Here is a 24,836-nt window from a genome sequence, read left to right on the forward strand (position 1 = left end):
GCGCCCTTAGCCTAGCAGATCGTGGCACAATTCGAGCGCGGAAATCAGCGCATCGGCCTCTTCACGGGTGTTGTACATCCCGAAAGACGCGCGCGCCGTGGCCGTAACGCCAAGCCATTCCATCAACGGACCGGTGCAATGCTGCCCTGCACGCACCGCCACGCCCCGCTTGTCGAGGATGGTCGAGATGTCATGCGGATGGGCCGGACCATTCAGCGTGAGCGAGAAGATCGCGCCCTTATCGGCGGCGGTGCCCTGCTGGTTGAGCCAGTTCAGCCCGTTCAGTTTCTCGGCAGTGTAGTCACGCAGATCGCGCTCGTGCTCGGCGATGTTCTCCATCCCGATCCCCATCAGGTAATCGAGCGCGACCCCCATGCCGATCTGCTGTACGATGCCGGGCGTCCCCGCCTCGAACTTCATCGGCGGCGTGTTGTAGATCACCGTGTTGCGGGTCACGGTGTCGATCATATCGCCGCCACCAAGGAAGGGACGCATCTCCAGCATCCGGTCGCGACGGATGAAGAGTGCCCCGGAACCGCTTGGTCCGTATAGCTTATGTCCGGTGATGACGTAGAAATCGCAGCCCAGATCGTCGACGTCGACGGGGCCATGCACCGCCGCCTGCGAGCCGTCGACCAGTGTCGCGATCCCGCGCGTCCGTGCAGCCTGCGCGATCGGTTTCACATCGACCCGCGTGCCCAGCACGTTCGACATATGGGTGATCGCGATCAGCTTGGTGCGCGGCGTGATCGCCTCCAGCACCTTTTCGGGCGGCAGCGAGCCATCGGCCTCGGGCTCCACCCAGACCAGCTTCACGCCCTGCCGTTCGCGCAGGAAATGCCACGGCACGATATTGGCGTGGTGCTCCATCACCGACAGGATGATCTCGTCGCCCGGCTCGAGGTTCGGCGCGCCCCAGGCGTAGCTGACGAGGTTGATCCCCTCGGTCGAGCCGGTGGTGAACACGATCTGCTCTTCATCGGCGACATGCAGGAAGCGCGCGACGATCCCGCGCACGCTCTCGTATTTCTCGGTCGCGATATTGGACAGCGTATGCAACCCGCGATGCACGTTGGAATAGTCGTGCTCATACATACGGGTCATCGCGTCGATCACGACGCGCGGCTTTTGCGCCGAGGCCCCGTTATCGAGGTAAACCAAGGGCTTGCCGTTCACTTCTCGCGTCAGGATCGGGAAATCCGCGCGGATTTTTTCGATATCATACATGGAGCACCTCAGAGTGACGCGGGGTCTGCGGGCATTTGCACGAGGCCGGTCGACACCAGCACGATCCCCGCGATCATCGCCGAGCCCAGAAAGGTCAGGATAACCCCGAAGCCGGTCGCCACGGGGTTTTCGAACCCGTGCAGAACCATTGTGAACTGCACCAGCAAGTAGAACATCAGCGCCACCAGCAGCACCGACATCAGCGTGGCCGAGATCGGGAAGAAGACCATCAGCACGACCTGGATCATCTGACCGATCATCAGAACGAATTCGATCCAGGTCAGAAGCAGCAGCGCATCCGGGAATTTCCCATGCCCGCCAAAGCGTTGGCCGACGAAAGACATGGCGAAAGCGCCATAGACCAGAAGCGCGCCCTGCAGCCCCACAACGGTAAGCGGCGGCGTCACCGTGCCGATATCCACCTTGGTGATGAAGGAGAACACCAGCTGCGCGAGCGTGCCGAGGATCGCGGTCATCACGACCACCAGAACCATCGCCATGAACCGCGCATTGGCGTTCAAATCCAGCCCGATCAAATCGCGCGCAACCGATTTCGGATCGGTGAAGCTACGGATAAGCCATTCTTTAAGATCGGGCTGCATCAGTTTGTTTTTCCTTCGAATTCTACCACGCGCAACGCTGCGCCCCATAGCAGGACGAAGGCTACGGTCACAAGCGCGGAAACGAGCGAAAGTTCCGCGCCGCGCCCGATGAATCCCGCCACGAGCCCTTGCAGCAGCATCAGCGGCGAGACCGCCAGAAGCGACCAGAACAGCGCGACCCGCGCTCCATACCAGCTTCCCTGCCCGCCGAGGAGCCTCAGCACAAGGTGGCTCAGTGCCGCAATCGCGTAGAAGACGGGCACGGTCGCGAGCAGCGCCAGCACCGTGCCCATCATCAGCCCGACCATCGGCTGGTCGGGCATCTCATGGGCGATCCGCGACAGCCTTGGCCATTGCGCGATGAAGATCACGGTCAGCGCCGCAAGCAGGAAGACCAGCGCGCGCGGCTCGGAGGCCGGGCGCGCGAGATGCTCGCGCATCACCACGCGCGGACGCCGGTAGCTGCGCCGGATATCGTCTGTCGCGGACATCGCTGCGCCTCAGCCGCGATGGCGTGCGAGCCACCCTTCCAAACGGGTCAGGATCGCATCGCGGAACCGCTCTTCCTCAATCTCTTCAATGGCATCGGCCACAAAGCTCAGAACCAGAAGCGCGGTGGCTTCCTCTTCCGGCACGCCGCGCGAACGCAGGTAGAAGAGCGCGGTCTCATCGATCGCGCCGGTGGTCGAGCCGTGCGAACACTGCACGTCATCGGCGTAGATCTCTAGCTCCGGCTTGGCGAGGAACTGGCTGTTCTCGTCGAGCAGCAGCGACTGGCTGATCTGGTAGCCATCGGTCTTCTGCGCGCCCGGCTTCACGAGGATCTTGCCCTGGAAGATGCCCTCGGCGCCGTTCTTCAGCACCTTCTTGAAGACCTGACGGCTCTCGCCGCGCTCGGCCCCGTGGGTGATGAAGACGGTGTCGTCGTGGTGGAATTTGCCGGTTTTGCCATCGCCAAGAGCCGCGCCCGCGACATGCGCATTCGCGTCGTCGCCCACGATGTCGATCACGCATTCATTGCGCGTCAGCACCCCGTTCGAGGTCAGCGTGAAGCTCTTGAACAGGCCTTCTTCCGCGACGCGGGTGAAGATCGAGGTCACGGCGCGACGCTCGTGATCGCGGCCCTGCACGCGGATGTGGTGGAATTTCGCGCCCTTGGCGACGTCCACTTCCATCAGCTTGTTGAAGCGCGCGCCCGCCGGGCCGTTCTCCAGGACCGTGATTTCCGCGCCCTCTTCGAGCTTCACGAGGTGATGCAGGATCGGGTCGGAAGTCTCTGATTCATGGGTGTAAATCAGGCTCACAGGTTTCTCGGCGACGCCAGTCACGCGGATCAGCACGCCATCAGTGGCGGACGCCGTGTTGAGCGCCGCGAAGGGACGCTTCACCGGGTCCTGACCGTTGGCTTCCAGCGTGCCGTACAGGCTGCTGGCCCAGCTCACGTCGGGCGCATCGGCCAGACGCAGGATCTCGACGCCGGACATCGACAGATCGTCGGAGGCCTCGGCATCGAACACGCCATCGCGGAACACGATCTTCAGACGATCGATCTCGCCGAAAATCTCCGGCTCGTCATCGCTGAACGGCGCTGCGGGCACCGGGTCGGGCGCGATGAAATCGGTCGGGTTGGTCCAGCGCCAGTATTCGTCGCGACGGCCCGGCAGGCCCATCGCGTTCAGACGGTCCAGCGCGGCGCGGCGTTGCGGCCCGAACCCGTCGGGCAGAGAAACGCGCGCCAGCCGCGTCTCGGCGTTGGTCATTTTCTCGACTGCCGACATTACGCCATCACCTCCGAGATCCCGTGTTTTGCGAGCAGGTCGGCATAGCCGTTCTTCTCGACTTCGAGGGCCAGTTCCGGCCCGCCGGTCTCGATGATGCGGCCATCCGCCATAATGTGGACGACATCGGGTTTGATGTGGTCGAGCAGGCGCTGGTAGTGGGTGATCACGAGGAAGGAACGGCCCTCGTCACGCAGCGCGTTCACGCCTTCGGCCACCAGACGCATCGCGTCGACGTCGAGACCGGAATCGGTCTCGTCGAGGATGCACATCTTCGGCTCGAGGATCGCCATCTGCAGGATTTCGTTACGCTTTTTCTCACCGCCCGAGAAGCCGACATTGACCGGACGCTTGAGCATGTCCGCGTCGATCTTGAGCGATTTCGCCTTGCCGCGCACCAGTTTCAGGAAGTCGCCAGCGGAGATTTCCTCCTCGCCGCGCGCCTTGCGCTGTGCGTTGAGCGCGGTGCGCAGGAAGGTCATGTTGCCGACGCCGGGGATTTCCACCGGGTATTGGAACGCGAGGAACAGGCCTGCGGCGGCGCGCTCTTCGGGCTCGGAATCCAGCAGGTCGGTGTCGTTGAGATGCGCTTCGCCTTCGGTGACCTCATAGCCATCGCGACCCGAGAGCACATAGGACAGCGTGGACTTACCCGAGCCGTTCGGCCCCATGATCGCATGGACCTTCCCGGACTCGACGCTCAGGTTGACGCCCTTGAGGATCTGCTTGTCCTCTTCTTCCAGTTTGACGTGCAGGTTCTTGATATCAAGCATGGTTCTTCCTCAGGATACGGTTACAGCGGTGCCGGAGGCCGACACCATAAGCATGGATTGGCCGACGACCTCGTAGTCGAGATCGACGCCGACAACGGCATTCGCGCCCAGCTCGCGGGCGCGGTCTTCAAGCTCGCCGAGCGCCGTGGCGCGCGCGTCTTGCAATTTGGATTCGTAAGCGCCGGAGCGGCCGCCGATGATGTCGGTGACCTGCGCGAAGATATCGCGGACGACATTGGCGCCCATGATGGCTTCGCCCACGACGATGCCATGATAGGTCGCGATCGGGCGACCCTCGATGGTGGGGGTGGTGGTGACGATCATGCGCGCCCTCCCGTTTGGCGACCCATGCGGGCCGCGGCGGGCGCGCGAAGGGTCAGAAGCGGATGGTGGTCTCGGCGTAGCGCAGGGTGCGCGGCTCGAATTGCGCGGTCTGCTGCTCCACCCAGTCGGGCGTGAAGGCCAGCGCCGCCATGTCCGGTTGCCAGAAGGCGATATTGTGCAGCCCCACGAAGGCCAGCGCGACGCCCAGCAGCTGCACCGCCATCAGTTTCACCGAGGAGAGCCGCAGCATCATGCCCAGCCCGAAGGCGGTCAGCACCGCCGCAACCACGAGGACCAGATCCGGATTGGAGCCGACTTTCTCGGCCAGTTCCGGCGTCAGAAAACGCATTTTCAGCGCGGTGACGACCATCATCCCGATCGCACCGACCATCAGCGCGGGCAGGACCTTGAACACGGCCAGCCGCGAGTGACGCGGCTTGGCGATGACCTGACGCAGCATCGCGGAATCGTTGGCCACCCAGGCTTCCTGATCCCCGATATGCAGCTGAATCCGGCCCTTCGCCGATTTCCGCGTTTTCTCGATCCGCGCGAGGCGATCGTTGAAGCTGGCGCTCGATACCGTCATGGCCCTCACCTATCCCTTTGGACAGGTTAAGACATGCATAAGGATTATGCCCGAAATGGGGCAGATCCTCGGCAATTTCGATATTTGCGCGCGTGAAGATCACCCGACGCTCCCCTCCAGCGAGATCGCCACAAGGCTTTGAGCTTCCATCGCGAATTCCATCGGCAGCGCCTGAAGGACTTCGCGGCAGAACCCGTTGACCACAAGGGCCACTGCCTCTTCCTCGTCCATCCCGCGGGCGCGGCAATAGAACAGCTGGTCGTCATCGACCTTCGAGGTCGTGGCCTCGTGCTCGACCCGGCTCGAGTTGTTCTTCACCTCGATATAGGGAACCGTGTGCGCGCCGCATTTGTCGCCGATCAGCAGCGAGTCACATTGCGTGTAGTTGCGCGAGTCGGTCGCTTTCGGGTGCATCGAGACGAGACCGCGATAGGTGTTCTGCGCCTGACCGGCCGAGATGCCTTTCGACACGATCCGCGAGCGGGTGTCCTTGCCAAGATGGATCATCTTGGTGCCGGTATCGGCCTGCTGCCAGTTATTCGCGATGGCGATCGAGTAGAACTCGCCCTGGCTCTCATTGCCGCGCAGGATGCAGGACGGGTATTTCCACGTGATCGCGGAGCCGGTCTCGACCTGCGTCCACATCACCTTGGCGCGGTCGCCGCGGCAATCGGCGCGTTTGGTGACGAAGTTGTAGATGCCGCCCTTGCCGTCTTCATCGCCCGGGAACCAGTTCTGCACCGTGGAATATTTCACCTCGGCATCTTCCTCGACGATGATCTCGACCACGGCCGCGTGCAGCTGCGCGGTGTCGCGCTTGGGTGCGGTGCAGCCTTCGAGATAGGACACATACGAGCCCTTGTCGGCGATGATCAGGGTGCGCTCGAACTGTCCCGTGTTTTCCGCGTTGATGCGGAAATAGGTCGACAGTTCCATCGGGCAGCGCACGCCCGGCGGCACGTAGACGAAGGAGCCGTCCGAGAACACGGCCGAGTTCAGCGCTGCGTAGAAGTTATCCGCCTGCGGCACGACCGAGCCGAGATATTTCTTCACCAGCTCCGGGTGTTCCTGGATCGCTTCCGAGATCGAGCAGAAGATCACGCCCGCCTCGGCGAGCTTGTCCTTGAAGGTGGTGCCGACGGAGACGCTATCGAACACCGCGTCGACGGCGATCTGGCGATCGTCGAGGTTGATGTCTTCCGCGCCTTCGACGCCCGCGAGGATCATCTGTTCCTTCAGCGGAATGCCGAGCTTCTCATAGGTCGCGAGCAGCTTGGGATCGACCTCGTCGAGCGACTTGGGCTTCTCGACCATGCTTTTCGGGCGCGCGTAGTAATACTGGTCCTGAAAATCGATTTCCGGAACCTTCAGCAGCGCCCAGTTCGGCTTGGGCATATCTTCCCAGCGCGAGAAGGCCTGCAGACGCCATTCGGTCATCCACTCGGGCTCTTTGTTCTTGTCCGAGATGAGGCGGACGATATCCGTGTTCACGCCTTTCGGCGCGTATTCCATCTCGATATCGGTGTCCCAGCCGTATTTGTAGGTGCCCATGTTCTGGACGGTCTCGACCGTCTCGCGATCGACGCCTTCACGTACTTCCACCTGATCAACGCCCGCCATATCCGGCTCTCCCATCTCTTACCCGCGCCGTGCGCGGTGTTTCGCTTCGCATTTCAGCCAGTGTTCGGCGAAACGCATGACATCTTCTTCGCGGCTCTGCGGCCCCAGCGAGACCCGCAAGGCCGATCCCGCCTCGGTTTCCGAAAAGCCCATCGCGACCAGCGCAGCAGAGCTTTTGACCTTCCCGCTCGAACAGGCGGAGCCTGCGGAAACCGCGAACCCGCCCAGGTCCATCTGCATCACCTGCGTCTCGCCCTTCCAGCCGGGCGTGATGAAGCAGGAGGTGTTCGGAAGCCTGTGCGATTCATTCCCGACAAAAATAGTCTCGCTTGCCCGATCCGCAATGGCGTTTTCTAGAATGTTTCTAAGTTTTTCGATCTCGCGCCAGATTCCGCCCTCAAGATCACGCGAGGCGGCTTCGGCTGCCGCACCGAAGCCTGCAATGCCGATCAGGTTCTCCGTGCCGGCCCGCCGACCCATCTCCTGACCGCCACCTTTGAGCTGCGCTGCGATATCCGTGCCGCGCTTGACGATCAACGCGCCGATGCCCTTCGGCCCGCCCAGCTTATGCGCCGAGACGATGCCGCAGGTGGTGCCGAGCCAGTTGAACGCAAAGGGGATCTTGCCGAAGCCTTGGGTGAGATCGCTCAGATACAGCCCCTCGGGCAGTTCCTGCACTACGCCGGTCTCGGAATTGGCCAGCTGCAGGGCCGAATTTGCGGGATCGGAGACGGTGATCCGCCCTGCCCGATCGACGGGCAGATCTTCGACGCACCAGCTGCGGATCGCGTCATGCTCGACGCCCGCGCAATGCACCTCGCGCCCGCTCAGCGCCAGCGCCGCGGCTTCCGTGGCGCCGGAGGTGAAGATCACATCCTGCCCCTCGGCCCCCAACGCGGCGGCGACCTGAGCGCGCGCGCGCTCCATCAGCGCCTTCGCCGCGCGCCCCTCGGAATGCACCGAGGACGGGTTGCCGACCACATCCATCGCCTCGATCATCGCCTGACGGGCCTCTGCCCTCAGCGGCGTTGTCGCGTTCCAATCGAGATAGCTGCGCGCCATGTTACGCTCCGCTTGGTTGGGTGTCGGATAGCTGCGGTGGGGATAGGGCAGCCGCGCCCCAGAAGAAAGGGCGTGCCTTCGACTTGGCAAAAATATCCCCCGCGGAGCGTCCGCGAGAGGCCATCACGCCCCGACGGTTAAGATTATTCGTCGACGACCGAAAACAGGCTCGGCACGGCCGGACAGGGTTTCATGCGGTTCTTCACCACATCGTCCAGCGTCGTCTGATGCAGGAAGACGAAGACCTGCGCCGACAGGCTCTCCCACAACCGGTTCGCCATCGACTGCGCCCGCGAGCCCGAGATTGCCCCCGAGGCGCCAGCGCCTACATGCATCGCCGAGACGGTCTCGTCCACGGCCTCGAAAATCTCCGAGATGCGGATCTCCGACGGGCAACGCGCCAACCGGTAACCGCCACCCGGGCCGCGCACCGAATTCACCAGCCCCGCCCGGCGCAGCCGCACGAAGAGCTGCTCCAGATAGGGCAGCGAGATATCCTGACGCTCCGACAGCGCCGCCAGAGAGGTCCGGCTGCCTTCGCCCGCCAGCGCCAGATCAACCAGCGCGACCATCGCGTAACGGCCTTTCGTCGACAGTTTCATGCACCCTCCTCGGCCCGAGGCCCATCCAAACCCGTATTTAGCCGAAAATCGGCCCGAAAACACCGCCCGCGCAGGAGTGAATCATTGCTAAAGCATTGACGCAAGCGCGAGGGCCGATTACCTCCACCAATGCCCGATCTCCCGGCATGGCGCCGGGGGAGGCTTTCTCCTAGGCCAGCCGCGCCGACCCGTCAAGAAAGGCAGGAGCGCAGGCGCCCAAGGAACCCAGAGCTGGCGCAATAAAAACGAGAGACGATGCCCGAAGTCATTTTTCCCGGTCCCGAAGGTCGCCTCGAGGGGCGCTACCACCCGCAGCCCGCACCCGACGCGCCGATCGCGATCATTCTGCACCCCGATCCGCAGTTCGGCGGCACGATGAACAACCGCGTCGTCTACAACCTGCATTACGCCTTCTACAAAATGGGCTTCACCGTTCTGCGCTTCAACTTCCGGGGCGTAGGCCGCAGCCAAGGCGAATACGATCAGGGCGTGGGCGAATTGTCCGATGCCGCCTCGGCGCTGGACTACCTGCAGACGATGAACCCCAACTCGAAGCATTGCTGGGTCGCGGGCCATTCCTTCGGCGCGTGGATCGGCATGCAGCTTCTCATGCGTCGTCCCGAGATCACCGGCTTCATCTCCGTTGCCCCGCCCGGCCCCTCCTCGCCCGGCCCCGGCAATTACGACTATTCCTTCCTCGCGCCCTGCCCGTCCTCGGGCCTGATCATCAACGGCACGAACGACCGGATCGCGCAGCCCAAGGAAACCGAGCAACTGGTCTCCAAGCTGCAGGAGCAGAAGGGCATCACGATCACCCATGAGGTCATCGAAGGCGCGGATCACTTTTTCAAGAACGAAGAAGCCCATATGCAGCCGATGATCGACACGGTTCAGACCTATGTCCGCCGCCGCCTGACGGAGGGCACGCGCTGATGGCGCTGATCGACGAACTTGCTGAAAAGCTCGCCACCGACACGATGGAGGCGATGCGCAAATATGACGACGAACGCCTCTTCATGGAGGTGAGCAACTATATCGGCACGTCGTCGCCCTCGCTGCAGGAGGCCTATATCACGGCCTGTCGCCTGCATATGGCCGAGCAGCGCGGCCGCGAATTCTTCGAGCGCAAGCTGGTGGAATTGGAAAAGCGGGCGCAGGCTGCGGCGAAGACACCGGATTCCGGGACCGGGTCATGAGCCCGGGGGCCGCGCGCGTCGTTTTCGCGGCAGCCCTCTCCCTCGCCCTGTCGCTGATCATCGCGACAGCCTTTCATGCAAGCCACATGATTTGCGATGGAGAGTGGAGCGGCGCGTCGTCGCGCGGCGCGGCGCTGGTCATGGGCCTCGGCGAACTCCTCGCGAACCCGATGCATCTGATCCTCGTTGTAGCCCCGCTCTGGCTGGGTTGGACCGGGTTGTTGCTCGCGGCCGCGAACCGCGCGATCCCGCCGGTTCTGGGGATGGGCATCGTCGTCTTCTCGATCCTCGCCACGGTTCTGTTCTACGCCTTCGCGGCGCCGAACCTCGACTGTTCCGGCTATACCGACCGCGCGATGAGCTGGCGCGCCGGCGGTCTCTTCGCCTTCGTGGCGCTGCTTCTGCTTCTGCCCCGGCTCTGGAGACGTACATGACCCGGCTCGATCAGCAATTCACCTTCCTCGCCGAGGCCGAGAAACTGAAATCGGTGACCCGTGCGACGCCGATCCACGACGCCTCGCGCCCCGAAAACTCGGGCGAGCATAGCTGGTCGCTCGCGCTCTATGCGCTGACGCTGGCCGAACAGGCACCCGAAGGCGTCTCGATCGACCGGGTGATCCGCATGCTCCTGCTGCACGATCTGGTCGAGATCGACGTGGGCGATGTGCCGATCCATTCCAAGGGCGGCACGGCGCATGGCGCGGAAGACATCCTGAAAGCAGAAGCCGCCGCCGCCGAACGTATCTTCGGGTTGTTGCCCGGGGATCAGGGAGCGCAGATGCTGGCGCTCTGGCAGGAATTCGAGGCCAACGAGACCCCCGACGCGATCTTCGCGAAATCGCTCGACCGGGTGCAGCCTGTGCTGCTCAACCACCAGTCGGGCGGTGGCTCGTGGATCGATTACGATGTCAGCTTCACCCAACTCGAAGAGCGCATCGGCACCAAGATCGCCCGCGGCGCGCCTGCGGTGTGGGACTGGGTACGGGATCGGGTCGAAGGCTGGTTCGCCGCACGCAGCTAAGCCACACTCGGCCCTTGCCCCCTATTCCGAGGCGTTCCTCCGGGATTTCGTGGAACCTCCGTATACAATCGCATACCGTCTAGCCAAGCGCATCTGAATCGGGTAAGAGGCAGCAAACCGAGGCTTCAACCGAAGAGGGCTGTGCCATGAGCGACAAGAACACTCCTGACATCATTTACACCAAGGTCGACGAGGCCCCGGAACTGGCGAGCGCATCGCTGCTGCCGATCGTGCGCAAATTCGCGCAAGCGGCCGGGATTTCGGTCGGCACCAAGGATATCTCGCTCGCGGGCCGTATCCTCGCCACCTTCCCCGAAGCGCTTACCGAAGAGCAGCGCCAGTCGGACGATCTGGCATGGCTCGGCGATTACGTAAAGACGCCGCAGGCCAACGTCATCAAGCTGCCGAACATCTCGGCCTCGGTGCCGCAGCTCGTCGCCGCCGTGCGCGAACTGCAGGGTCAGGGCTACGCCCTGCCCGACTACCCCGAAGAGCCGAAGACGGATGAGGAAAAAGCCGTCCGCGCGAAATACGACTCGATCAAGGGCTCGGCCGTGAACCCGGTGCTGCGCGAGGGCAACTCCGACCGCCGCGCTGCCGCCGCCGTGAAGAAATTCGCGCAGAACAACCCGCACCGCATGGGCGAGTGGACCGCCGACAGCAAGACCCGCGTGGCCACCATGTCGGAGGGCGATTTCTTCTCGAACGAACTCTCGGCCACCCTGCCGAAAGCGTCCACCGCGAAGATCGTTCTGGAAGGTGCCGATGGCGAGACCGTTCTGAAGGACGGCGTGAGCTACCCCGAAGGCACCGTGGTCGACGCGACCTACATGTCCGCTGACAAGCTCGACGCGTTCCTCGCCGAGGAAATCAAGAAGACCAAGGACGAAGGCGTCCTGTTCTCGCTGCATATGAAAGCGACGATGATGAAGGTCTCCGACCCGATCATCTTCGGTCATGCGGTGAAGGAATGGCTCAAGCCGGTCTTCGAGAAATACGGCGACAAGATGAAGTCGCTCGGCGTCGATCCGGCTTCGGGCATGGGCGATCTGCTGGAGCGCGTCAAAGGCGAGCCGGAAATTCTCGCCGCGATCGAGGAAGTCCGCGACCAGCGTCCGCCGATGTATATGGTGAACTCGGACAAGGGCATCACCAACCTGCACGTGCCCTCCGACGTCATCATCGACGCCTCGATGCCCGCGCTGATCCGCGCCGGCGGAAAAGGCTGGGGCCCGGACAACAAGGAACACGACTGCGTCTGCGTGATCCCGGACAGCTCCTACGCGCCGGTCTACGATGCGACGATCGAGTATTTCAAAGCCAACGGCAAACTGAACCCCGCCACCGCGGGCACCGTTCAGAACATCGGCCTGATGGCGCAGAAAGCCGAGGAATACGGCTCGCACCCGACCACCTTCGAAATCCCGACCGACGGCACCGTGAAGATGGTTCTCGACGACGGCACGGTTCTGCATTCGCATGACGTGAAGAAGGGCGATATCTGGCGTTCGGCTTCGGCCCGCAAGGCTCCGATCGAAGACTGGGTAAACCTCGCCATCGACCGTCAGAAAGCGACCGGCTACCGCGCAATCTTCTGGCTCGACGAGACCCGCGCCCACGATGCGGAGCTGATCTCCTTCGTGAAGCCGATCCTCGAAGCCAAAGGCGTGGCCGACAAGTTCGAGATCATGGCCCCGCGTGAGGCGACCATCGCCTCGCTCGAGACCATCACCAAGGGCGAGAACACGATCGCGATCACCGGCAACGTGCTGCGCGACTACCTGACCGACCTGTTCCCGATCCTCGAACTCGCCACCTCGGCCAAGATGCTCTCGATCGTGAAGCTGATGCAGGGCGGCGGTCTGTTCGAGACGGGCGCTGGCGGCTCGGCCCCCAAGCACGTCCAGCAGCTGGTGGAAGAAAACCACCTGCGTTGGGACTCGCTGGGCGAATTCTGCGCCTTGGGCGAGAGCTTCAAGTTCTTCGCCGACCAGACCGACAACGCCAAAGCGCGCGTGCTGGGTGAAACTGTCGAGACCGCGACGCAGGGCATTCTCGACAATGATCGCTCGCCCTCGCGCAAGGTCGGCGAGCCCGACAACCGCGCCAGCCACTACTGGTTCGCCCGTTACTGGGCCGACGCGCTCGCAGCACAATCGAGCGATGCCGAGCTGGCCGCCGAATTCGCCCCGATCGCCAAGGCGCTGGCCGATGGCGAAGCGAAGATCGTGGCCGAACTGGCAGAGGTTCAGGGCAAGCCCGCCGATATCGGCGGCTACTACCACGCCGATCCGAAAAAGCTCTCGGCGGTGATGCGCCCGAGCGAAACGCTCAACGCCATCATCGGCTGAGAGCACTGAGACAGAGGGGGCGGCGCGGGCCGCCCCTTTCGATTCCCGGCCTCCCCGGAACACAAACCCGTGAATTTTGGAAGGAACGCGCATGACCAAGATCAAGGTAGACAACCCCGTCGTCGAACTCGACGGCGACGAGATGACCCGCATCATCTGGGACTTCATCAAGCAGAAGCTGATCCTGCCCTATCTCGATATCGACCTGAAATATTACGACCTCGGCATCGAGAGCCGCGACGCGACCGACGACCAGATCACCGTCGATGCGGCCGAGGCGATCAAGCAATACGGCGTCGGCGTCAAATGCGCGACGATCACGCCCGACGAGGCGCGCATGGAGGAATTCAACCTCAAACGCATGTATCGCTCGCCCAACGGCACGATCCGCAACATCCTCGGCGGCGTCATCTTCCGCGAGCCGATCATCTGCAAAAACGTCCCGCGCCTCGTTCCCGGCTGGACCAAGCCGATCGTCGTCGGCCGTCACGCCTATGGCGACCAGTACAAGGCCACCGATTTCCGCTTCCCCGGCAAGGGCACGATCACGCTGAAATTCGTGGGCGACGATGGCGAGGTGATCGAGAAGGAAGTGTTCAAGGCCCCCGACGCGGGCGTCGTGATGGGCATGTACAACCTCGACAAATCGATCATCGATTTCGCGCGGGCCTCGCTGAACTACGGTCTGCTGAAGGGCTGGCCGGTGTATCTCTCGACCAAGAACACGATCCTCAAAGCCTATGACGGGCGCTTCAAGGATCTGTTCCAGCAGGTCTTCGAGGAGGAATTCGCCGAGAAGTTCAAGGAAGCGGGCATCTGGTACGAGCACCGCCTGATCGACGACATGGTGGCGAGCTCGCTGAAATGGTCGGGCGGCTATGTCTGGGCCTGCAAGAACTACGACGGCGACGTGCAGTCGGATACGGTCGCGCAGGGCTTCGGCTCGCTGGGCCTGATGACCTCGATCCTGATGACGCCCGATGGCCAGACGGTGGAAGCCGAGGCCGCCCACGGCACGGTGACGCGTCACTATCGCCAGCATCAGCAGGGCAAGGAGACTTCGACGAACTCCATCGCCTCTATCTTCGCTTGGACCGGTGGCCTGAAGCACCGCGCCAAGCTGGACGACAACGCACAGCTCCAGACTTTCGCGGAGACCCTCGAGAAGGTCTGCGTGCAGGCGGTCGAAGACGGTCACATGACCAAGGACCTCGCGCTGCTCGTCGGCCCCGATCAGAAGTGGCTGACCACGATGGGCTTCCTCGAGAAGATCGACGAATACCTGAACAAGTCGCTGTCGCTGTAAAGCGCGCGAAACGGGTTGAGGAAGGCGGGGCTCTCCCCGCCTTTTTCATTTGGCGAGGCGGTTGGCTCCTGACTGGCACGGGGCGACCAGCCCCAGGCCGCGCCCACCCGAGGTCGGGCGTGTCCCTCATCTCCTTTGTCGGGCCGGGCGCATCACAGGCCCGGCCCTTTCGCTTACCGCATCATGCTCCACGGCTCTGGCGGAGGCTCGGCGGGCCCGAGCCCGATATCTCTGCGCAAGTGGTCGCTGAGTTGCCCCGCATCGAGCGGGCGCGGTTTGCCGCCACGCGCGATCAGCGCGAACAGCGCTGCGCGGAGAACTTTGCCTGCGCCGAACTTGGCGATGGCGGCTTCGATGGTGAACGCGTCGTTCGGACGCTCGAGAGTCTGGATCATCTCATGTCCCGGCGCGGGACTCCGCCCGCAACCGGCCTTTCTTCTACTGATGTGAAAGAAGACCCGACGGGGACCGCGAGAATGCGGCCAGGATGCGTCACGACAGGATCGGGACGCGGAAATCGGGTCAGTTTGCGGGAGTGGAGCCTAGGCTCCGGGGCGTATCGGGAAGGTCAGTCCTGGCGTCGTGCGACGCGAGTGGTGCCCGAAAAACCGATACGGGTTTCGCACTGCGATGCGAGGGCTTGGCGATATGACATCATGGCAGCCCTCCTCTTGTCTTGGGCATTGCGAATGGCGCCAATTGGCCCGATCCCGAAAGCGGCGGCAACTCACGCGACTGTGACCCGCAGGTATTTGGACACCTCTGTTGCCGATGCGCCTCAGTTCTTGCGCTTGGCGTTGCCGCGTGGCATCTGAGCGCCATGAGCGACACCCGTATCCAAGACCCGCACCGCCATACTCTGCCCGAGGACACCCAAGGGCTTCTCACCGGCACCTTACTGGTGGCGCTGTCGGTGTCGCTGTTGCATGGCGCGGGGCTGTTCACCGGGCAGATCGCGGGCCTGTCGCTGGTGCTGTCTTACGTCACCGGCTGGAGCTTCGGCGCGATCTTCTTCACGCTCAACCTGCCCTTCTACTGGCTGGCCTTCCGCCGCATGGGCGCGCGCTTCACGGTGAAGACGGTGCTCTCGGTCGCGCTCCTGTCCGGATTTACCGAAATATTCCCGCATCTTCTGAGCTTCGCCATCCTCCACCCCGGCGCGGCCGCCGTGCTGGCAGGCGTGACCGCAGGCGCGGGCCTTCTGGCGCTGTTCCGCCACGGCGCGAGCCTTGGCGGCGTGGGGATCGTGGCGCTTTATCTGCAGGACAGGACCGGTTTCAAAGCGGGCCGCACGCAGATCCTGTTCGATTGCGGCGTGTTCCTCTTCGCGCTCTTCGTGCTGCCGCTCGACAAGGTGCTGTGGTCGCTGCTGGGCGGGATGGTTCTCAACGTCATCATCCTGATCAATCACCGCCGCGATCGCTATATCGCCACCTGATCCGGGCGTGATCTGCGGGCAACGGGTCCGCGCACCCTGCTCCGACCCTTTCGCGCGATGCAAAGCCGACCTGCGCCCAGCGATTTGGTAGGTCAGCTATTATGCCCTATTATTGGGTCATGACCACTGACGCACATATCACCGCCGAACAGATCGCAGCCAAAGAGGCGACCCGTCCGCATTACTCGAAGCTCGAGGATCTGCAGGGCCTTGTCGTGGCCGCCGCTCAAGCCGCGCTGGGGATTCACCTGCTGCGCGCCGCGGGCCTCGTGACCGGGGGCACCGCAGGTGCCGCGCTGATCCTGTCCTATATCACCGGGTTCAGCTTCGGGATCGTGTTCTTCGTGATCAACATCCCCTTCTACGCCTTCGCCTACTACGCGCGCGGCGCAGGTTTCGCGCTGAAAAGTCTCGTGACCGTGACGCTCGTCTCGATGATGGCCGAGGCGCTCAAACCCGTGCTGCATGTCGCGGAAATCCACCCCGCCGTGGCCGCCGTGCTGTTCGGCATCTCGGCTGGCGTCGGCCTTCTCGGGCTCTTCCGCCACAAGGGCAGCCTCGGCGGCGTCTCCATCGTCGCCGTGATCCTGCAAGACAAGTTCGGCTTCCGCGCGGGCTGGACCCAGCTGATCCATGACCTGTGCCTGTTTGTCATCGCGAGCTTCATCCTCGCGCCTCCGCTGGTGCTCTACTCGCTTCTGGGCGCGCTGGTGCTGAACTTTATCGTCGCAATGAACCATCGACGCGACTGGTATATCGCCGAGTGATCCGGCAGACTGCCGGGCATGTTCAACACCTACCTCTTCCTGCTCATCGCGGTCGCCTTCGAGACCTTCGGCTCGGCCTGCCTGCAGGCGAGCCAGCAATTCTCGCGGTTCTGGCCAACGGTGGGCGTGGCGGTGGGCTTCATCGGCGGGCTCTATTTCTTCACGCTGGTGCTGAAGGTACTGCCGCTCGGGATCACCTATGCGCTGTGGTCCGGGATCGGCATGGTTCTCATCGCGGGCGTGGGCTGGCTGATGTTCAATCAGCGGCTGGATTTGCCCGCCCTGATCGGGATCGCGCTGATTCTGATCGGGATCCTCGTGATCAACCTGTTCTCGAAATCGCATTTCCACTGACGTGATGCCGCATCGCGGCGCGATTGCCGCGCTGGGGGCTAGCCGAGAGGCGATCTTTCCTTTATGGGCGGGGCAACTCAAGAACAGGACGACCTCCCATGGACCTTCGCAACATTGCGATCATCGCTCACGTGGACCACGGCAAGACGACGCTCGTGGACCAGCTTCTGCGCCAATCGGGCGCTTTCCGTGAAAACCAAGCTGTCGCGGAACGCGCGATGGACAGCAACGACATCGAACGCGAACGCGGCATCACCATTCTCGCCAAGGCCACCTCGGTCGAGTGGAAAGGCACCCGCATCAACATCGTCGACACTCCCGGCCACGCCGATTTCGGCGGCGAGGTGGAGCGTATCCTGTCGATGGTGGACGGTGTTGTGCTGCTGGTGGACGCGGCCGAAGGCCCGATGCCGCAGACCAAATTCGTGACCTCGAAAGCGCTCGCGCTCGGCCTGAAGCCGATCGTCGTGCTCAACAAGGTCGACAAGCCCGCAGCCGAGCCCGATCGCGCGCTCGACGAGGTGTTCGACCTCTTCGCGAACCTCGACGCCGATGAAGAACAGCTCGACTTCCCGCACCTTTATGCTTCCGGCATCGGTGGCTGGTGCGACGAAGAGCTCGACGGCCCGCGCGAGAACCTCGACGCGCTGTTCGACCTGATCCTGAAGCATGTCGAGCCGCCGAAGCAGGAATTCCGCGCCGACGAGCCCTTCCAGATGCTGGCCACCACGCTCTCGGCCGACCCGTTCATCGGGCGTATCCTCACGGGCCGCATCGAGGCGGGCACGCTGAAAGTCGGCGATCAGCTCAAGGCGCTGTCGCGCAAGGGCGACCGCATCGAAGCCTTCCGCTGCACCAAGATCCTCGCTTTCCGTGGTCTGTCGCAGCAGCCGATCGACGAAGCCGTCGCCGGCGACATCGTCACCGTCGCGGGCATGACCAAGGCGACCGTGGCCGACACGCTCTGCGCGCCCGAAGTCGACACCCCGATCGACGCGCAGCCGATCGATCCGCCGACGATCTCGGTGACCTTCGGCATCAACGACTCGCCGCTCGCCGGTAAAGACGGCTCGAAGGTCCAGTCGCGCATCATTCGCGACCGACTGATGAAAGAGGCCGAAACCAACGTCGCGATCCGCGTCGAGGACACCCCTGGCGGCGACGCCTTCGTGGTCTCGGGCCGTGGCGAACTTCAGATGGGCGTTCTGATCGAGAACATGCGCCGCGAAGGGTTCGAGCTGTCGATCTCGCGCCCGAAGGTGATCTTCCGCGAGGAAGACGGCCAGCGCATGGAGCCGATCGAGGAAGTCATCATCGACGTGGATGAGGAATATTCCGGCGTCGTGATCGAGAAGCTGACCGGCTACCGCAAGGGCGAGCTGGCCGAGATGCGCCCCGCTGAGGGTGGCAAGACCCGCATCGTGGCCCATGTCCCCTCGCGCGGCATGATCGGCTATCAGGGCGAGTTCCTGACCGACACGCGCGGCTCGGGCGTGCTCAACCGCCTGTTCCACGGCTGGACCCCTTACAAGGGCCCGATCGACGGCCGCCGTCAGGGCGTGCTGATCTCGATGGAGAATGGCGTATCGGTCGCCTACGCGCTGTGGAACCTCGAAGAACGCGGCAAGCTGTTCATCGGCGCGCAGGAGCAGGTCTACACGGGCATGATCATCGGCGAGCATTCGCGCGAGAACGATCTCGAAGTGAACCCGCTCAAGGGCAAGAAGCTGACCAACGTCCGCGCCTCGGGCACGGATGAAGCGGTTCGCCTGACCCCGCCGACGCGGATGTCGCTCGAAGAAGCCATCGCCTATATCAACGATGACGAACTCGTCGAGGTCACGCCGAAGTCGATCCGCCTGCGCAAACTGCACCTCGATCCGCACGAGCGTAAGCGCGCCGCGCGCGAAGCGTGATCGGTTGCGGCCCGCGCCGCACCGGAACACCGCAAGCTGACGTCACGAAGAAGGCCCCGCGCACCCGCCGGGGCCTTCTCCATGATTGCACCCGCCGCTTGCGGCCTTTATAAGGTTCCACAACAATATCTAGAATATCGAGGCGCGCGTGACCGACACTCCTGAACCGCCGGAAACCGAAGAAGAAGGCCCCGGGCGGCCCGCTTATCTCGGCCCCACTGTGTCCATCGCGGACGAGATGAAAACCGCCTATCTCGATTACGCGATGAGCGTGATCGTGAGCCGCGCGATCCCCGATCTGCGCGATGGTCTGAAGCCCGTTCACCGGCGCATTCTCTTCGCGATGCACGAGACCGGGAACACCTTCGACAAGCCCTATCGCAAATCGGCACGTCCGGTCGGCGACGTCATGGGTCAGTATCACCCGCATGGCGACGCCGCGATCTACGACGCGTTGGTGCGGATGGCGCAGCCCTTCTCGATGTCGCTGCCGCTTCTGGACGGTCAGGGCAACTTCGGCTCGATGGATGGCGATAACGCGGCTGCGATGCGCTACACCGAAGTGCGCATGGCGAAACCGGCCAATTACATTCTCGCCGATATCGAGAAAGACACGGTCGACTTCCAGGACAACTACGACGGCAAGCAGGAAGAACCGACGGTTCTGCCCGCACGCTTCCCGAACATGCTGGTCAATGGCGCGGGCGGTATCGCGGTCGGCATGGCGACCAACATTCCGCCGCATAACCTCGGCGAGGTCTGCGACGCGACGCTGGCGCTGATCGACAACCCCGACATGTCGGACGAGGCGATCATGGAGATCGTCCCCGCTCCCGACTTCCCCACCGGCGGCCTGATCATGGGCCGTGGTGGCGCGCGCAAGGCTTACCTCGAGGGTCGTGGCTCGGTCATCATCCGGGCGAAGACCCGCGTAGAAGAGATCCGCAAGGACCGCTTCGCGATCGTGTTGGACGAGATTCCCTATCAGGTGAACAAGGCGGCGATGATCGAAAAGATCGCCGATCTGGTGCGCGAGAAGAAGCTCGAAGGCATCTCGAACATCGCCGACGAATCCGACCGCGTCGGCGTCCGCGTCGTGATCGAGCTGAAGCGCGACGCGACTCCGGATGTGGTGCTCAACCAGCTTTTCCGCTTCACGCAGATGCAGACCTCCTTCGGCTGCAACATGCTGGCGCTGAACGGCGGCCGCCCCGAGCAGCTGACGCTGCGCCAATTCCTCAGCTATTTCATCAGCTTCCGCGAGGAAGTTGTGGCCCGCCGCACCGCGTTCGAGCTGCGCAAAGCGCGCGAGCGCAGCCATGTGCTGTGCGGTCTGGCCGTCGCTGTGTCGAACGTGGACGAGGTTGTGGCCACCATCCGCTCCTCGGCCGATGCGGCAGAGGCCCGCGCCCGCTTGATGGAGCGCCGCTGGCCCGCGCATGACATCGTCGAATATCTCAAGCTGATCGACGATCCGCTGCATCCGGTCAACGATGACGGCACCTACAACCTGTCGGAAACGCAGGCCCGCGCGATCCTCGATCTGCGCCTGCAGCGTCTGACCCAGATCGGCGTGAAGGAAGTCACGGATGAGCTCGCCCAACTGGCCGAGAAGATCCGCGAATACCTCGCCATCCTCGCCTCGCGCGAGCGGATCATGGCGATCATCGCCGACGAGCTGCGCGAAGTGCGCGAGCTGTTTGCCGTGCCGCGCCGCACCGAGATCATCGACTGGGCCGGCGACATGGCCGACGAAGACCTGATCGAGCGCGAAGACATGGTCGTGACCGTCACGCAGGGCGGCTACATCAAGCGCACGCCGCTGGCCGATTTCCGTTCGCAGAAGCGCGGCGGCAAGGGGCTGTCGGGTGGCGCGCTGAAGGATGACGACACGGTCACCACGCTGTTCGTCGCCAACACCCACACGCAGCTTCTGTTCTTCACGACCGGCGGCATGGTCTACAAGATGAAGTGCTGGCAGCTGCCGCTCGGCTCGCGCCAGTCCAAGGGCAAGGCGATCGTCAACATCCTGCCGATCCCCACCGGCGTCTCAATCGCGGCGATCACGCCAGTCGATCGCGACGAAGCGGAATGGGACGACCTGCAGATGGTCTTCGCGACCTCCAAGGGCACCGTGCGCCGCAACCGCCTGTCGGATTTCACCAACGTCATGCGCAACGGCAAGATCGCGATGAAATTCGAGGACGAGAACGAAGGCATGCGCCTGATCAATGCGCGCATCTGTTCCGAGGACGACGACGTGATGCTGGTCACGGCCAGCGGTCGCGCGATCCGCTTCCCCGTGCCGGAAGTGCGCGTGTTCAACTCGCGCAACTCGGTCGGTGTCCGCGGCATCAAGCTGAAGGGCGATGACGAGGTCGTCTCGATGTCGGTCATCCGCCACTTCGAGGCCACTTCGGAAGAACGCGTGGCCTATCTCAAGCAGCGTCGCCTGATGGCGGGCGTCACCGAGGAAGAGATCGAGCCTGACGAGGACGAGGAAGCCGTGGCCGAAGGTCAGCTTTCGACCGAACGCTACGCCGAGATGTCCGCCGCCGAGGATCTGATCCTGACGATCACCTCGAAAGGCTCGGGCAAGATCTCGTCGAGCCATGACTACCCGACCCGCGGTCGTGGCGGTCAGGGCGTGACGGCGATCGACAAGGCGATGCGGGGCGGCCCGCTGGTGGCCTCCTTCCCGGTCGAGATGAGCGATCAGATCATGCTCGCCACCTCGACGGGTCAGTCGATCCGTTGCCCGGTGGAAGACATCTCCTTCCGCTCGCGTTCCGCCGGTGGCGTGCGTGTGTTCAACACCGCCAAGGGCGAGGTCGTGGTCTCGGTCGCGCGGATCGCCGATCAGGGCGATGACGACGATCTGGACCCCGACGCCGAAGGGTCGACCGATGCGCCGGACGCGCCGGACACCTCGGAGGGCGGCAGCACGCCGGATAGCGAAAGCTGAACCGCCGAGGCTGTTCCCAATTCGGAACGGCTTCGCACAAAGCAATAAAATCAAGCCCCCGCTCCGCAAGGTCGGGGGCTTTTTCTTGTTACAGCACGGGGTCGACGTCTGGAACTTCGGCGGGCGCGTGGCGCTCTGCAAAGGCTGGAACAAGAAGCTGTTCCGCTCCCGCCCCAGCTTCTGATTGCAGATGCATTCCGATGTTGCGGCCCGGCCACGCGCCGGGCCGTTTCCATTTTTTCTTTACTCCAATGTCCCATCTGCGCGGAACCACCCCTGAAGCCACCCGTTGCGGTTGCACTATTAGAAACAGGGAGAGTTTCATGAAAGCCTTTGCAGACAGGCTCGGTCTGAGAACCGACCCGACCATTTTCTTCGTATCGGCAGGCTTCACGATCCTCTTCGTGCTCGCACTTGTCATCTTTCCCGGCCCGATTGGCGATGCGTTCGCCACGGGCCGTTCTTGGATCGTCGCCAATCTCGGCTGGTTCTTCATTCTCGGCGTCAACATCTGGCTCGGGTTTCTGATCTGGGCCGCACTCTCGCGCCACGGCCATATCCGGCTCGGGCCTAAGGACAGCCGCCCGGAATATGGCAACCTGTCATGGTTCACGATGCTCTTCGCGGGCGGCATCGGTACGGTGCTGATGTTTTGGGGCGTGGCCGAGCCGATCAGCCATTTCTCCAAGCCGCCGCTGCCGGGCGTCGCGCCCTATTCCGACGAGGCCGCGAAAGACGCGATCTCCATCGCGGTCTATCACCTCGGCCTGCATACTTGGACGATCTTCACGCTGCCGGGGCTTGGCTTCGCCTATTTCATCAACCGCTATGACCTGCCGGTGCGGGTGTCATCGGTGTTCTATCCGCTGCTGAAAGAGGGTATCAACGGGCCAATCGGCAAAGCGATCGACATCGCCTCGATCCTTGGCACGCTGTTCGGCGTGGCCGTCTCGCTCGGCCTCGGCTCCAGCCAGATCGCCGCCGGTCTGGATGCGCTTCTGGGCACGGGCGACGGGACCTTCGTCAAGATCGCGATCCTGACAGTGCTGACCGCCGTTGCGATCACCTCCATCGTGGCGGGGCTCGACAAGGGCGTGAAGCTGCTGTCGAACATCAATATCGGCATGGCCGTGGGCCTGATGGTCTTCGTGCTGATCTTCGGCTCGACCCTGTTCCTGCTGCGTGGGATCGTCCAGACCGTCGGTCTCTATCTCACCAACCTGCCGCATCTGGCCTTCTGGAACGACATGCTGGCCAACGAGAACCCCGACACGCCCGGCTGGGGCTGGCAGGGCTCGTGGACCGTGTTCTACTGGGCGTGGACGGTGACTTGGTCGCCCTTCATCGGGTTGTTCGTGGCCCGTATCTCGCGCGGGCGCACGGTGCGCGAATTCGTCTTCGGCGTGCTTCTGGCACCGTCGCTTTTCACCCTGATCTGGTTCGCGATCTTCGGCTGGCAGGCGATGGAGTTCGACGGCATCGGCCAAGCCGCCCGCGATGCGATGGGCGATCAGGCGGGGCAATTGTCTCAGGCGGTCTCGGACAGCGTGCCGCTCGCGATGTTCGCCTTCTTCGAACATTTCCCCTTCGTCCATATCGTCCAAGGCATCGCGGTGATCGTGGTCGCGATCTTCTTTGCAACCTCGTCGGACTCGGCGTCCCTCGTGGTCGATATGCTCTGCACCGGCTCGTCGACCCCCGGCCCGGTCCATCAGCGCGTCTTCTGGGGCGCGGCCGAGGGGCTGGTCGCGGCGATGCTGATCGTGCTGGCGGGCGATGCGGGACTGACCGCGCTGCAGCAGGTCATCACGGTCGTGGGGCTGCCGATCTTCATACTGGTTTCGATGATGATCCCCTCGATCATAAAGGGCTTCGCGCTGGAAGATATCGACCACGTCTCGATCGGCAAGCGGCCCAAGCTGGACGATTTCTGATCGCGCGATTCCGAGGTCAGACCCAATCGAACGGCCCGGAGTGGAAACGCTCCGGGCCGTTAACCCATTAGAAAGTTTAACCCTTCCTTAAGACCTGCCCGCCTGCCACAAGAGATCGAAGCCGCAGCGGAGCATGGGTCCGAGGCGCAGCCGGCGAAGATCGGCCTTGTTCAGTTACCGCGTCACGAGGTCCGATCATGCGCCACGCTCCTGTCTCTGCCCTGCGGGGCGTCGTTTTCTGTCTCGCCGCAGCCGTCAGCGCTGCCCCCGCGCTCGCCCAAAGCGCGCTCGGCTTCACCGGGGCCGAGCTGACGATCGAGAACAGCACCGGCGACTTCGGAGCCGCCCGCGCCGATCTGAGCGCCGATTTCGCCCTGACCTCAGCGCATGGGCTGCAACTCGACCTCGGCGCAAATGATGCCGGGCCGCGCTGGCGCGGCGATCTGGCGGCGCATCTCTACATGGCGCCCACGGAGCGTGCGAAATACGGGCTCTTCGCCGCCGTCTCCGACACCAGCCACGCCAGCCAGACGGCCTATGCGGCGGGCGCCGAAGGGATCTGGGCTGTCGGCGCGCGCGGCAGCGTCTCGGCACGCGCTGGGCTCGGCACCGTCAAACCCGGCAGCAACGATTACGTCTTCGCGGGCCTCGGCGGACGGTGGGACATCAGCCCGCGCACGACGCTGACCGCAGACCTTTCCGTCGTGGACATCTCCGAACTCGCCTTCAGCGCCCGCGAGACCACCGCCGCGCTCGGGTTGCGTCACCGGCTGGGCGACGGCCCCGCGACGCTTTTCACCCGCATCGAGCGCACCCATTTCACCGGTCGCCCCGACAGCCGCGACGAGACCCGTCTCGCCTTCGGCCTCACTTTGCGCTTTGGCCCGCGCGGCCACGGCGTGCGCAACCAGAGCTTCGCGCCGATCCGCCCGCTCGACGGCCTCTTTGCGCGCGGCACCTTCGCCCTGGACTGAGCATCTGCGATCGGCCTTCCCTTTTTCCGCTTTGACCACT

General features: G+C 63.5%; 24 protein-coding genes. 13 read left to right on the top strand and 11 right to left on the bottom strand.

The window, feature by feature from the left end; genetic code table 11:
• Positions 1–6 precede the first annotated feature (6 nt).
• The 10 genes from F8R15_RS08500 to F8R15_RS08545 all read right to left on the bottom strand — a co-directional run bounded on the left by F8R15_RS08500 (position 7) and on the right by F8R15_RS08545 (position 8,574).
• Positions 7–1,227 carry a cysteine desulfurase gene (locus tag F8R15_RS08500; protein ID WP_078550311.1) on the bottom strand — a complete coding sequence of 407 codons (1,221 nt, stop codon included), beginning with the start codon at positions 1,225–1,227 and terminating at the stop codon, positions 7–9.
• 8 nt (positions 1,228–1,235) lie between these two features.
• Positions 1,236–1,829: a YIP1 family protein gene (locus tag F8R15_RS08505; RefSeq protein ID WP_172976191.1), complete on the bottom strand. Its 594-nt coding sequence runs from the start codon at positions 1,827–1,829 to the stop codon at positions 1,236–1,238.
• Positions 1,829–2,320: a Yip1 family protein gene (locus tag F8R15_RS08510; RefSeq protein WP_078520714.1), complete on the bottom strand. Its 492-nt coding sequence runs from the start codon at positions 2,318–2,320 to the stop codon at positions 1,829–1,831. The genes F8R15_RS08505 and F8R15_RS08510 overlap by 1 nt, the downstream gene beginning before the upstream one ends.
• A 9-nt stretch (positions 2,321–2,329) precedes the next feature.
• Entirely contained in the window at positions 2,330–3,607 is a 1,278-nt protein-coding gene (sufD, locus tag F8R15_RS08515) for a Fe-S cluster assembly protein SufD (protein WP_152844292.1), read from the bottom strand.
• The gene (sufC, locus tag F8R15_RS08520) at positions 3,607–4,380 is read right to left on the bottom strand and encodes a Fe-S cluster assembly ATPase SufC (RefSeq protein ID WP_075774850.1); all 774 of its coding nucleotides are present in this window, start codon (positions 4,378–4,380) and stop codon (positions 3,607–3,609) included. Before sufC ends, sufD begins: the two co-directional genes overlap by 1 nt.
• A 9-nt stretch (positions 4,381–4,389) precedes the next feature.
• A complete protein-coding gene (locus F8R15_RS08525; protein ID WP_075774851.1) occupies positions 4,390–4,704 on the bottom strand; it encodes a heavy metal-binding domain-containing protein in 315 nt (104 codons plus the stop codon).
• A 52-nt stretch (positions 4,705–4,756) separates the two neighbouring features.
• Positions 4,757–5,290, bottom strand: a complete 534-nt coding sequence (locus F8R15_RS08530; RefSeq protein WP_152844293.1) for a hypothetical protein — start codon at positions 5,288–5,290, stop codon at positions 4,757–4,759.
• 99 nt (positions 5,291–5,389) lie between these two features.
• Entirely contained in the window at positions 5,390–6,910 is a 1,521-nt protein-coding gene (gene sufB / locus F8R15_RS08535; protein WP_078605433.1) for a Fe-S cluster assembly protein SufB, read from the bottom strand.
• 18 nt (positions 6,911–6,928) lie between these two features.
• Positions 6,929–7,972 (bottom strand): cysteine desulfurase family protein, encoded by a 1,044-nt coding sequence (locus tag F8R15_RS08540; RefSeq protein ID WP_152844294.1) that lies wholly within the window; start codon positions 7,970–7,972, stop codon positions 6,929–6,931.
• A gap of 143 nt (positions 7,973–8,115) precedes the next feature.
• A complete protein-coding gene (locus F8R15_RS08545) occupies positions 8,116–8,574 on the bottom strand; it encodes an Rrf2 family transcriptional regulator (protein ID WP_078520720.1) in 459 nt (152 codons plus the stop codon).
• 255 nt (positions 8,575–8,829) lie between these two features.
• Between F8R15_RS08545 and F8R15_RS08550 the strand changes: the two genes are divergently transcribed.
• The 6 genes from F8R15_RS08550 to F8R15_RS08575 all read left to right on the top strand — a co-directional run bounded on the left by F8R15_RS08550 (position 8,830) and on the right by F8R15_RS08575 (position 14,448).
• The gene (locus F8R15_RS08550; RefSeq protein ID WP_078550297.1) at positions 8,830–9,507 is read left to right on the top strand and encodes an alpha/beta hydrolase; all 678 of its coding nucleotides are present in this window, start codon (positions 8,830–8,832) and stop codon (positions 9,505–9,507) included.
• Positions 9,507–9,770, top strand: coding sequence for a hypothetical protein (locus F8R15_RS08555; protein ID WP_198453180.1), 264 nt, complete (start codon positions 9,507–9,509; stop codon positions 9,768–9,770). Before F8R15_RS08550 ends, F8R15_RS08555 begins: the two co-directional genes overlap by 1 nt.
• Positions 9,767–10,204, top strand: coding sequence for a hypothetical protein (locus tag F8R15_RS08560; protein ID WP_078571051.1), 438 nt, complete (start codon positions 9,767–9,769; stop codon positions 10,202–10,204). Before F8R15_RS08555 ends, F8R15_RS08560 begins: the two co-directional genes overlap by 4 nt.
• Positions 10,201–10,791, top strand: a complete 591-nt coding sequence (locus F8R15_RS08565; protein ID WP_078550295.1) for an HD family hydrolase — start codon at positions 10,201–10,203, stop codon at positions 10,789–10,791. Before F8R15_RS08560 ends, F8R15_RS08565 begins: the two co-directional genes overlap by 4 nt.
• Before the next feature lie 146 nt (positions 10,792–10,937).
• Complete coding sequence (locus F8R15_RS08570) at positions 10,938–13,142, top strand: NADP-dependent isocitrate dehydrogenase (RefSeq protein WP_078605439.1); 2,205 nt, start codon at positions 10,938–10,940, stop codon at positions 13,140–13,142.
• Positions 13,143–13,233: 91 nt separating this feature from the next.
• On the top strand, positions 13,234–14,448 hold the full coding sequence (locus F8R15_RS08575) for an NADP-dependent isocitrate dehydrogenase (RefSeq protein ID WP_152844295.1): 1,215 nt from the start codon (positions 13,234–13,236) through the stop codon (positions 14,446–14,448).
• A 173-nt stretch (positions 14,449–14,621) separates the two neighbouring features.
• On the opposite strand, the gene F8R15_RS08580 is transcribed toward F8R15_RS08575, so the two are convergent.
• Positions 14,622–14,843 carry a hypothetical protein gene (locus F8R15_RS08580; protein ID WP_152844296.1) on the bottom strand — a complete coding sequence of 74 codons (222 nt, stop codon included), beginning with the start codon at positions 14,841–14,843 and terminating at the stop codon, positions 14,622–14,624.
• A 425-nt stretch (positions 14,844–15,268) separates the two neighbouring features.
• Between F8R15_RS08580 and F8R15_RS08585 the strand changes: the two genes are divergently transcribed.
• The 7 genes from F8R15_RS08585 (at position 15,269) to F8R15_RS08615 (ending at position 24,796) form a co-directional block, all read left to right on the top strand.
• Positions 15,269–15,886 (top strand): YitT family protein, encoded by a 618-nt coding sequence (locus tag F8R15_RS08585; RefSeq protein WP_152844297.1) that lies wholly within the window; start codon positions 15,269–15,271, stop codon positions 15,884–15,886.
• Between the two features lie 101 nt (positions 15,887–15,987).
• Positions 15,988–16,653, top strand: coding sequence for a YitT family protein (locus tag F8R15_RS08590; RefSeq protein WP_253732495.1), 666 nt, complete (start codon positions 15,988–15,990; stop codon positions 16,651–16,653).
• 18 nt (positions 16,654–16,671) lie between these two features.
• Positions 16,672–17,007, top strand: coding sequence for a multidrug efflux SMR transporter (locus tag F8R15_RS08595; protein ID WP_152844298.1), 336 nt, complete (start codon positions 16,672–16,674; stop codon positions 17,005–17,007).
• A 98-nt stretch (positions 17,008–17,105) separates the two neighbouring features.
• Positions 17,106–18,923 carry a translational GTPase TypA gene (gene typA / locus F8R15_RS08600; RefSeq protein ID WP_078540857.1) on the top strand — a complete coding sequence of 606 codons (1,818 nt, stop codon included), beginning with the start codon at positions 17,106–17,108 and terminating at the stop codon, positions 18,921–18,923.
• Between the two features lie 148 nt (positions 18,924–19,071).
• Positions 19,072–21,888, top strand: coding sequence for a DNA gyrase subunit A (gene gyrA / locus F8R15_RS08605; protein ID WP_368731022.1), 2,817 nt, complete (start codon positions 19,072–19,074; stop codon positions 21,886–21,888).
• 323 nt (positions 21,889–22,211) lie between these two features.
• Positions 22,212–23,822, top strand: a complete 1,611-nt coding sequence (locus F8R15_RS08610; RefSeq protein WP_152844299.1) for a BCCT family transporter — start codon at positions 22,212–22,214, stop codon at positions 23,820–23,822.
• Between the two features lie 197 nt (positions 23,823–24,019).
• Positions 24,020–24,796 carry a hypothetical protein gene (locus F8R15_RS08615; protein WP_152844300.1) on the top strand — a complete coding sequence of 259 codons (777 nt, stop codon included), beginning with the start codon at positions 24,020–24,022 and terminating at the stop codon, positions 24,794–24,796.
• Positions 24,797–24,836 lie beyond the last annotated feature (40 nt).

It is taken from the genome of Thioclava sp. JE_KL1, assembly GCF_009296265.1.
Classification (GTDB): domain Bacteria; phylum Pseudomonadota; class Alphaproteobacteria; order Rhodobacterales; family Rhodobacteraceae; genus Thioclava.

Excerpts from the sequence above, each read along its gene's own strand:
- F8R15_RS08545 (WP_078520720.1), bottom strand. The coding sequence starts at position 8,574 with ATGAAACTGTCGACGAAAGGCCGTTACGCGATGGTCGCGCTGGTTGAT.
- F8R15_RS08595 (WP_152844298.1), top strand. The coding sequence starts at position 16,672 with ATGTTCAACACCTACCTCTTCCTGCTCATCGCGGTCGCCTTCGAGACC.
- typA (WP_078540857.1), top strand. The coding sequence starts at position 17,106 with ATGGACCTTCGCAACATTGCGATCATCGCTCACGTGGACCACGGCAAG.
- F8R15_RS08510 (WP_078520714.1), bottom strand. The coding sequence starts at position 2,320 with ATGTCCGCGACAGACGATATCCGGCGCAGCTACCGGCGTCCGCGCGTG.
- sufB (WP_078605433.1), bottom strand. The coding sequence starts at position 6,910 with ATGGCGGGCGTTGATCAGGTGGAAGTACGTGAAGGCGTCGATCGCGAG.
- F8R15_RS08540 (WP_152844294.1), bottom strand. The coding sequence starts at position 7,972 with ATGGCGCGCAGCTATCTCGATTGGAACGCGACAACGCCGCTGAGGGCA.
- F8R15_RS08560 (WP_078571051.1), top strand. The coding sequence starts at position 9,767 with ATGAGCCCGGGGGCCGCGCGCGTCGTTTTCGCGGCAGCCCTCTCCCTC.
- F8R15_RS08530 (WP_152844293.1), bottom strand. The coding sequence starts at position 5,290 with ATGACGGTATCGAGCGCCAGCTTCAACGATCGCCTCGCGCGGATCGAG.
- F8R15_RS08555 (WP_198453180.1), top strand. The coding sequence starts at position 9,507 with ATGGCGCTGATCGACGAACTTGCTGAAAAGCTCGCCACCGACACGATG.
- F8R15_RS08500 (WP_078550311.1), bottom strand. The coding sequence starts at position 1,227 with ATGTATGATATCGAAAAAATCCGCGCGGATTTCCCGATCCTGACGCGA.
- F8R15_RS08575 (WP_152844295.1), top strand. The coding sequence starts at position 13,234 with ATGACCAAGATCAAGGTAGACAACCCCGTCGTCGAACTCGACGGCGAC.
- F8R15_RS08525 (WP_075774851.1), bottom strand. The coding sequence starts at position 4,704 with ATGATCGTCACCACCACCCCCACCATCGAGGGTCGCCCGATCGCGACC.
- F8R15_RS08585 (WP_152844297.1), top strand. The coding sequence starts at position 15,269 with ATGAGCGACACCCGTATCCAAGACCCGCACCGCCATACTCTGCCCGAG.
- F8R15_RS08570 (WP_078605439.1), top strand. The coding sequence starts at position 10,938 with ATGAGCGACAAGAACACTCCTGACATCATTTACACCAAGGTCGACGAG.
- F8R15_RS08590 (WP_253732495.1), top strand. The coding sequence starts at position 15,988 with ATGCCCTATTATTGGGTCATGACCACTGACGCACATATCACCGCCGAA.
- F8R15_RS08615 (WP_152844300.1), top strand. The coding sequence starts at position 24,020 with ATGCGCCACGCTCCTGTCTCTGCCCTGCGGGGCGTCGTTTTCTGTCTC.
- F8R15_RS08550 (WP_078550297.1), top strand. The coding sequence starts at position 8,830 with ATGCCCGAAGTCATTTTTCCCGGTCCCGAAGGTCGCCTCGAGGGGCGC.
- F8R15_RS08505 (WP_172976191.1), bottom strand. The coding sequence starts at position 1,829 with ATGCAGCCCGATCTTAAAGAATGGCTTATCCGTAGCTTCACCGATCCG.
- F8R15_RS08580 (WP_152844296.1), bottom strand. The coding sequence starts at position 14,843 with ATGATCCAGACTCTCGAGCGTCCGAACGACGCGTTCACCATCGAAGCC.
- sufD (WP_152844292.1), bottom strand. The coding sequence starts at position 3,607 with ATGTCGGCAGTCGAGAAAATGACCAACGCCGAGACGCGGCTGGCGCGC.
- F8R15_RS08565 (WP_078550295.1), top strand. The coding sequence starts at position 10,201 with ATGACCCGGCTCGATCAGCAATTCACCTTCCTCGCCGAGGCCGAGAAA.
- F8R15_RS08610 (WP_152844299.1), top strand. The coding sequence starts at position 22,212 with ATGAAAGCCTTTGCAGACAGGCTCGGTCTGAGAACCGACCCGACCATT.
- sufC (WP_075774850.1), bottom strand. The coding sequence starts at position 4,380 with ATGCTTGATATCAAGAACCTGCACGTCAAACTGGAAGAAGAGGACAAG.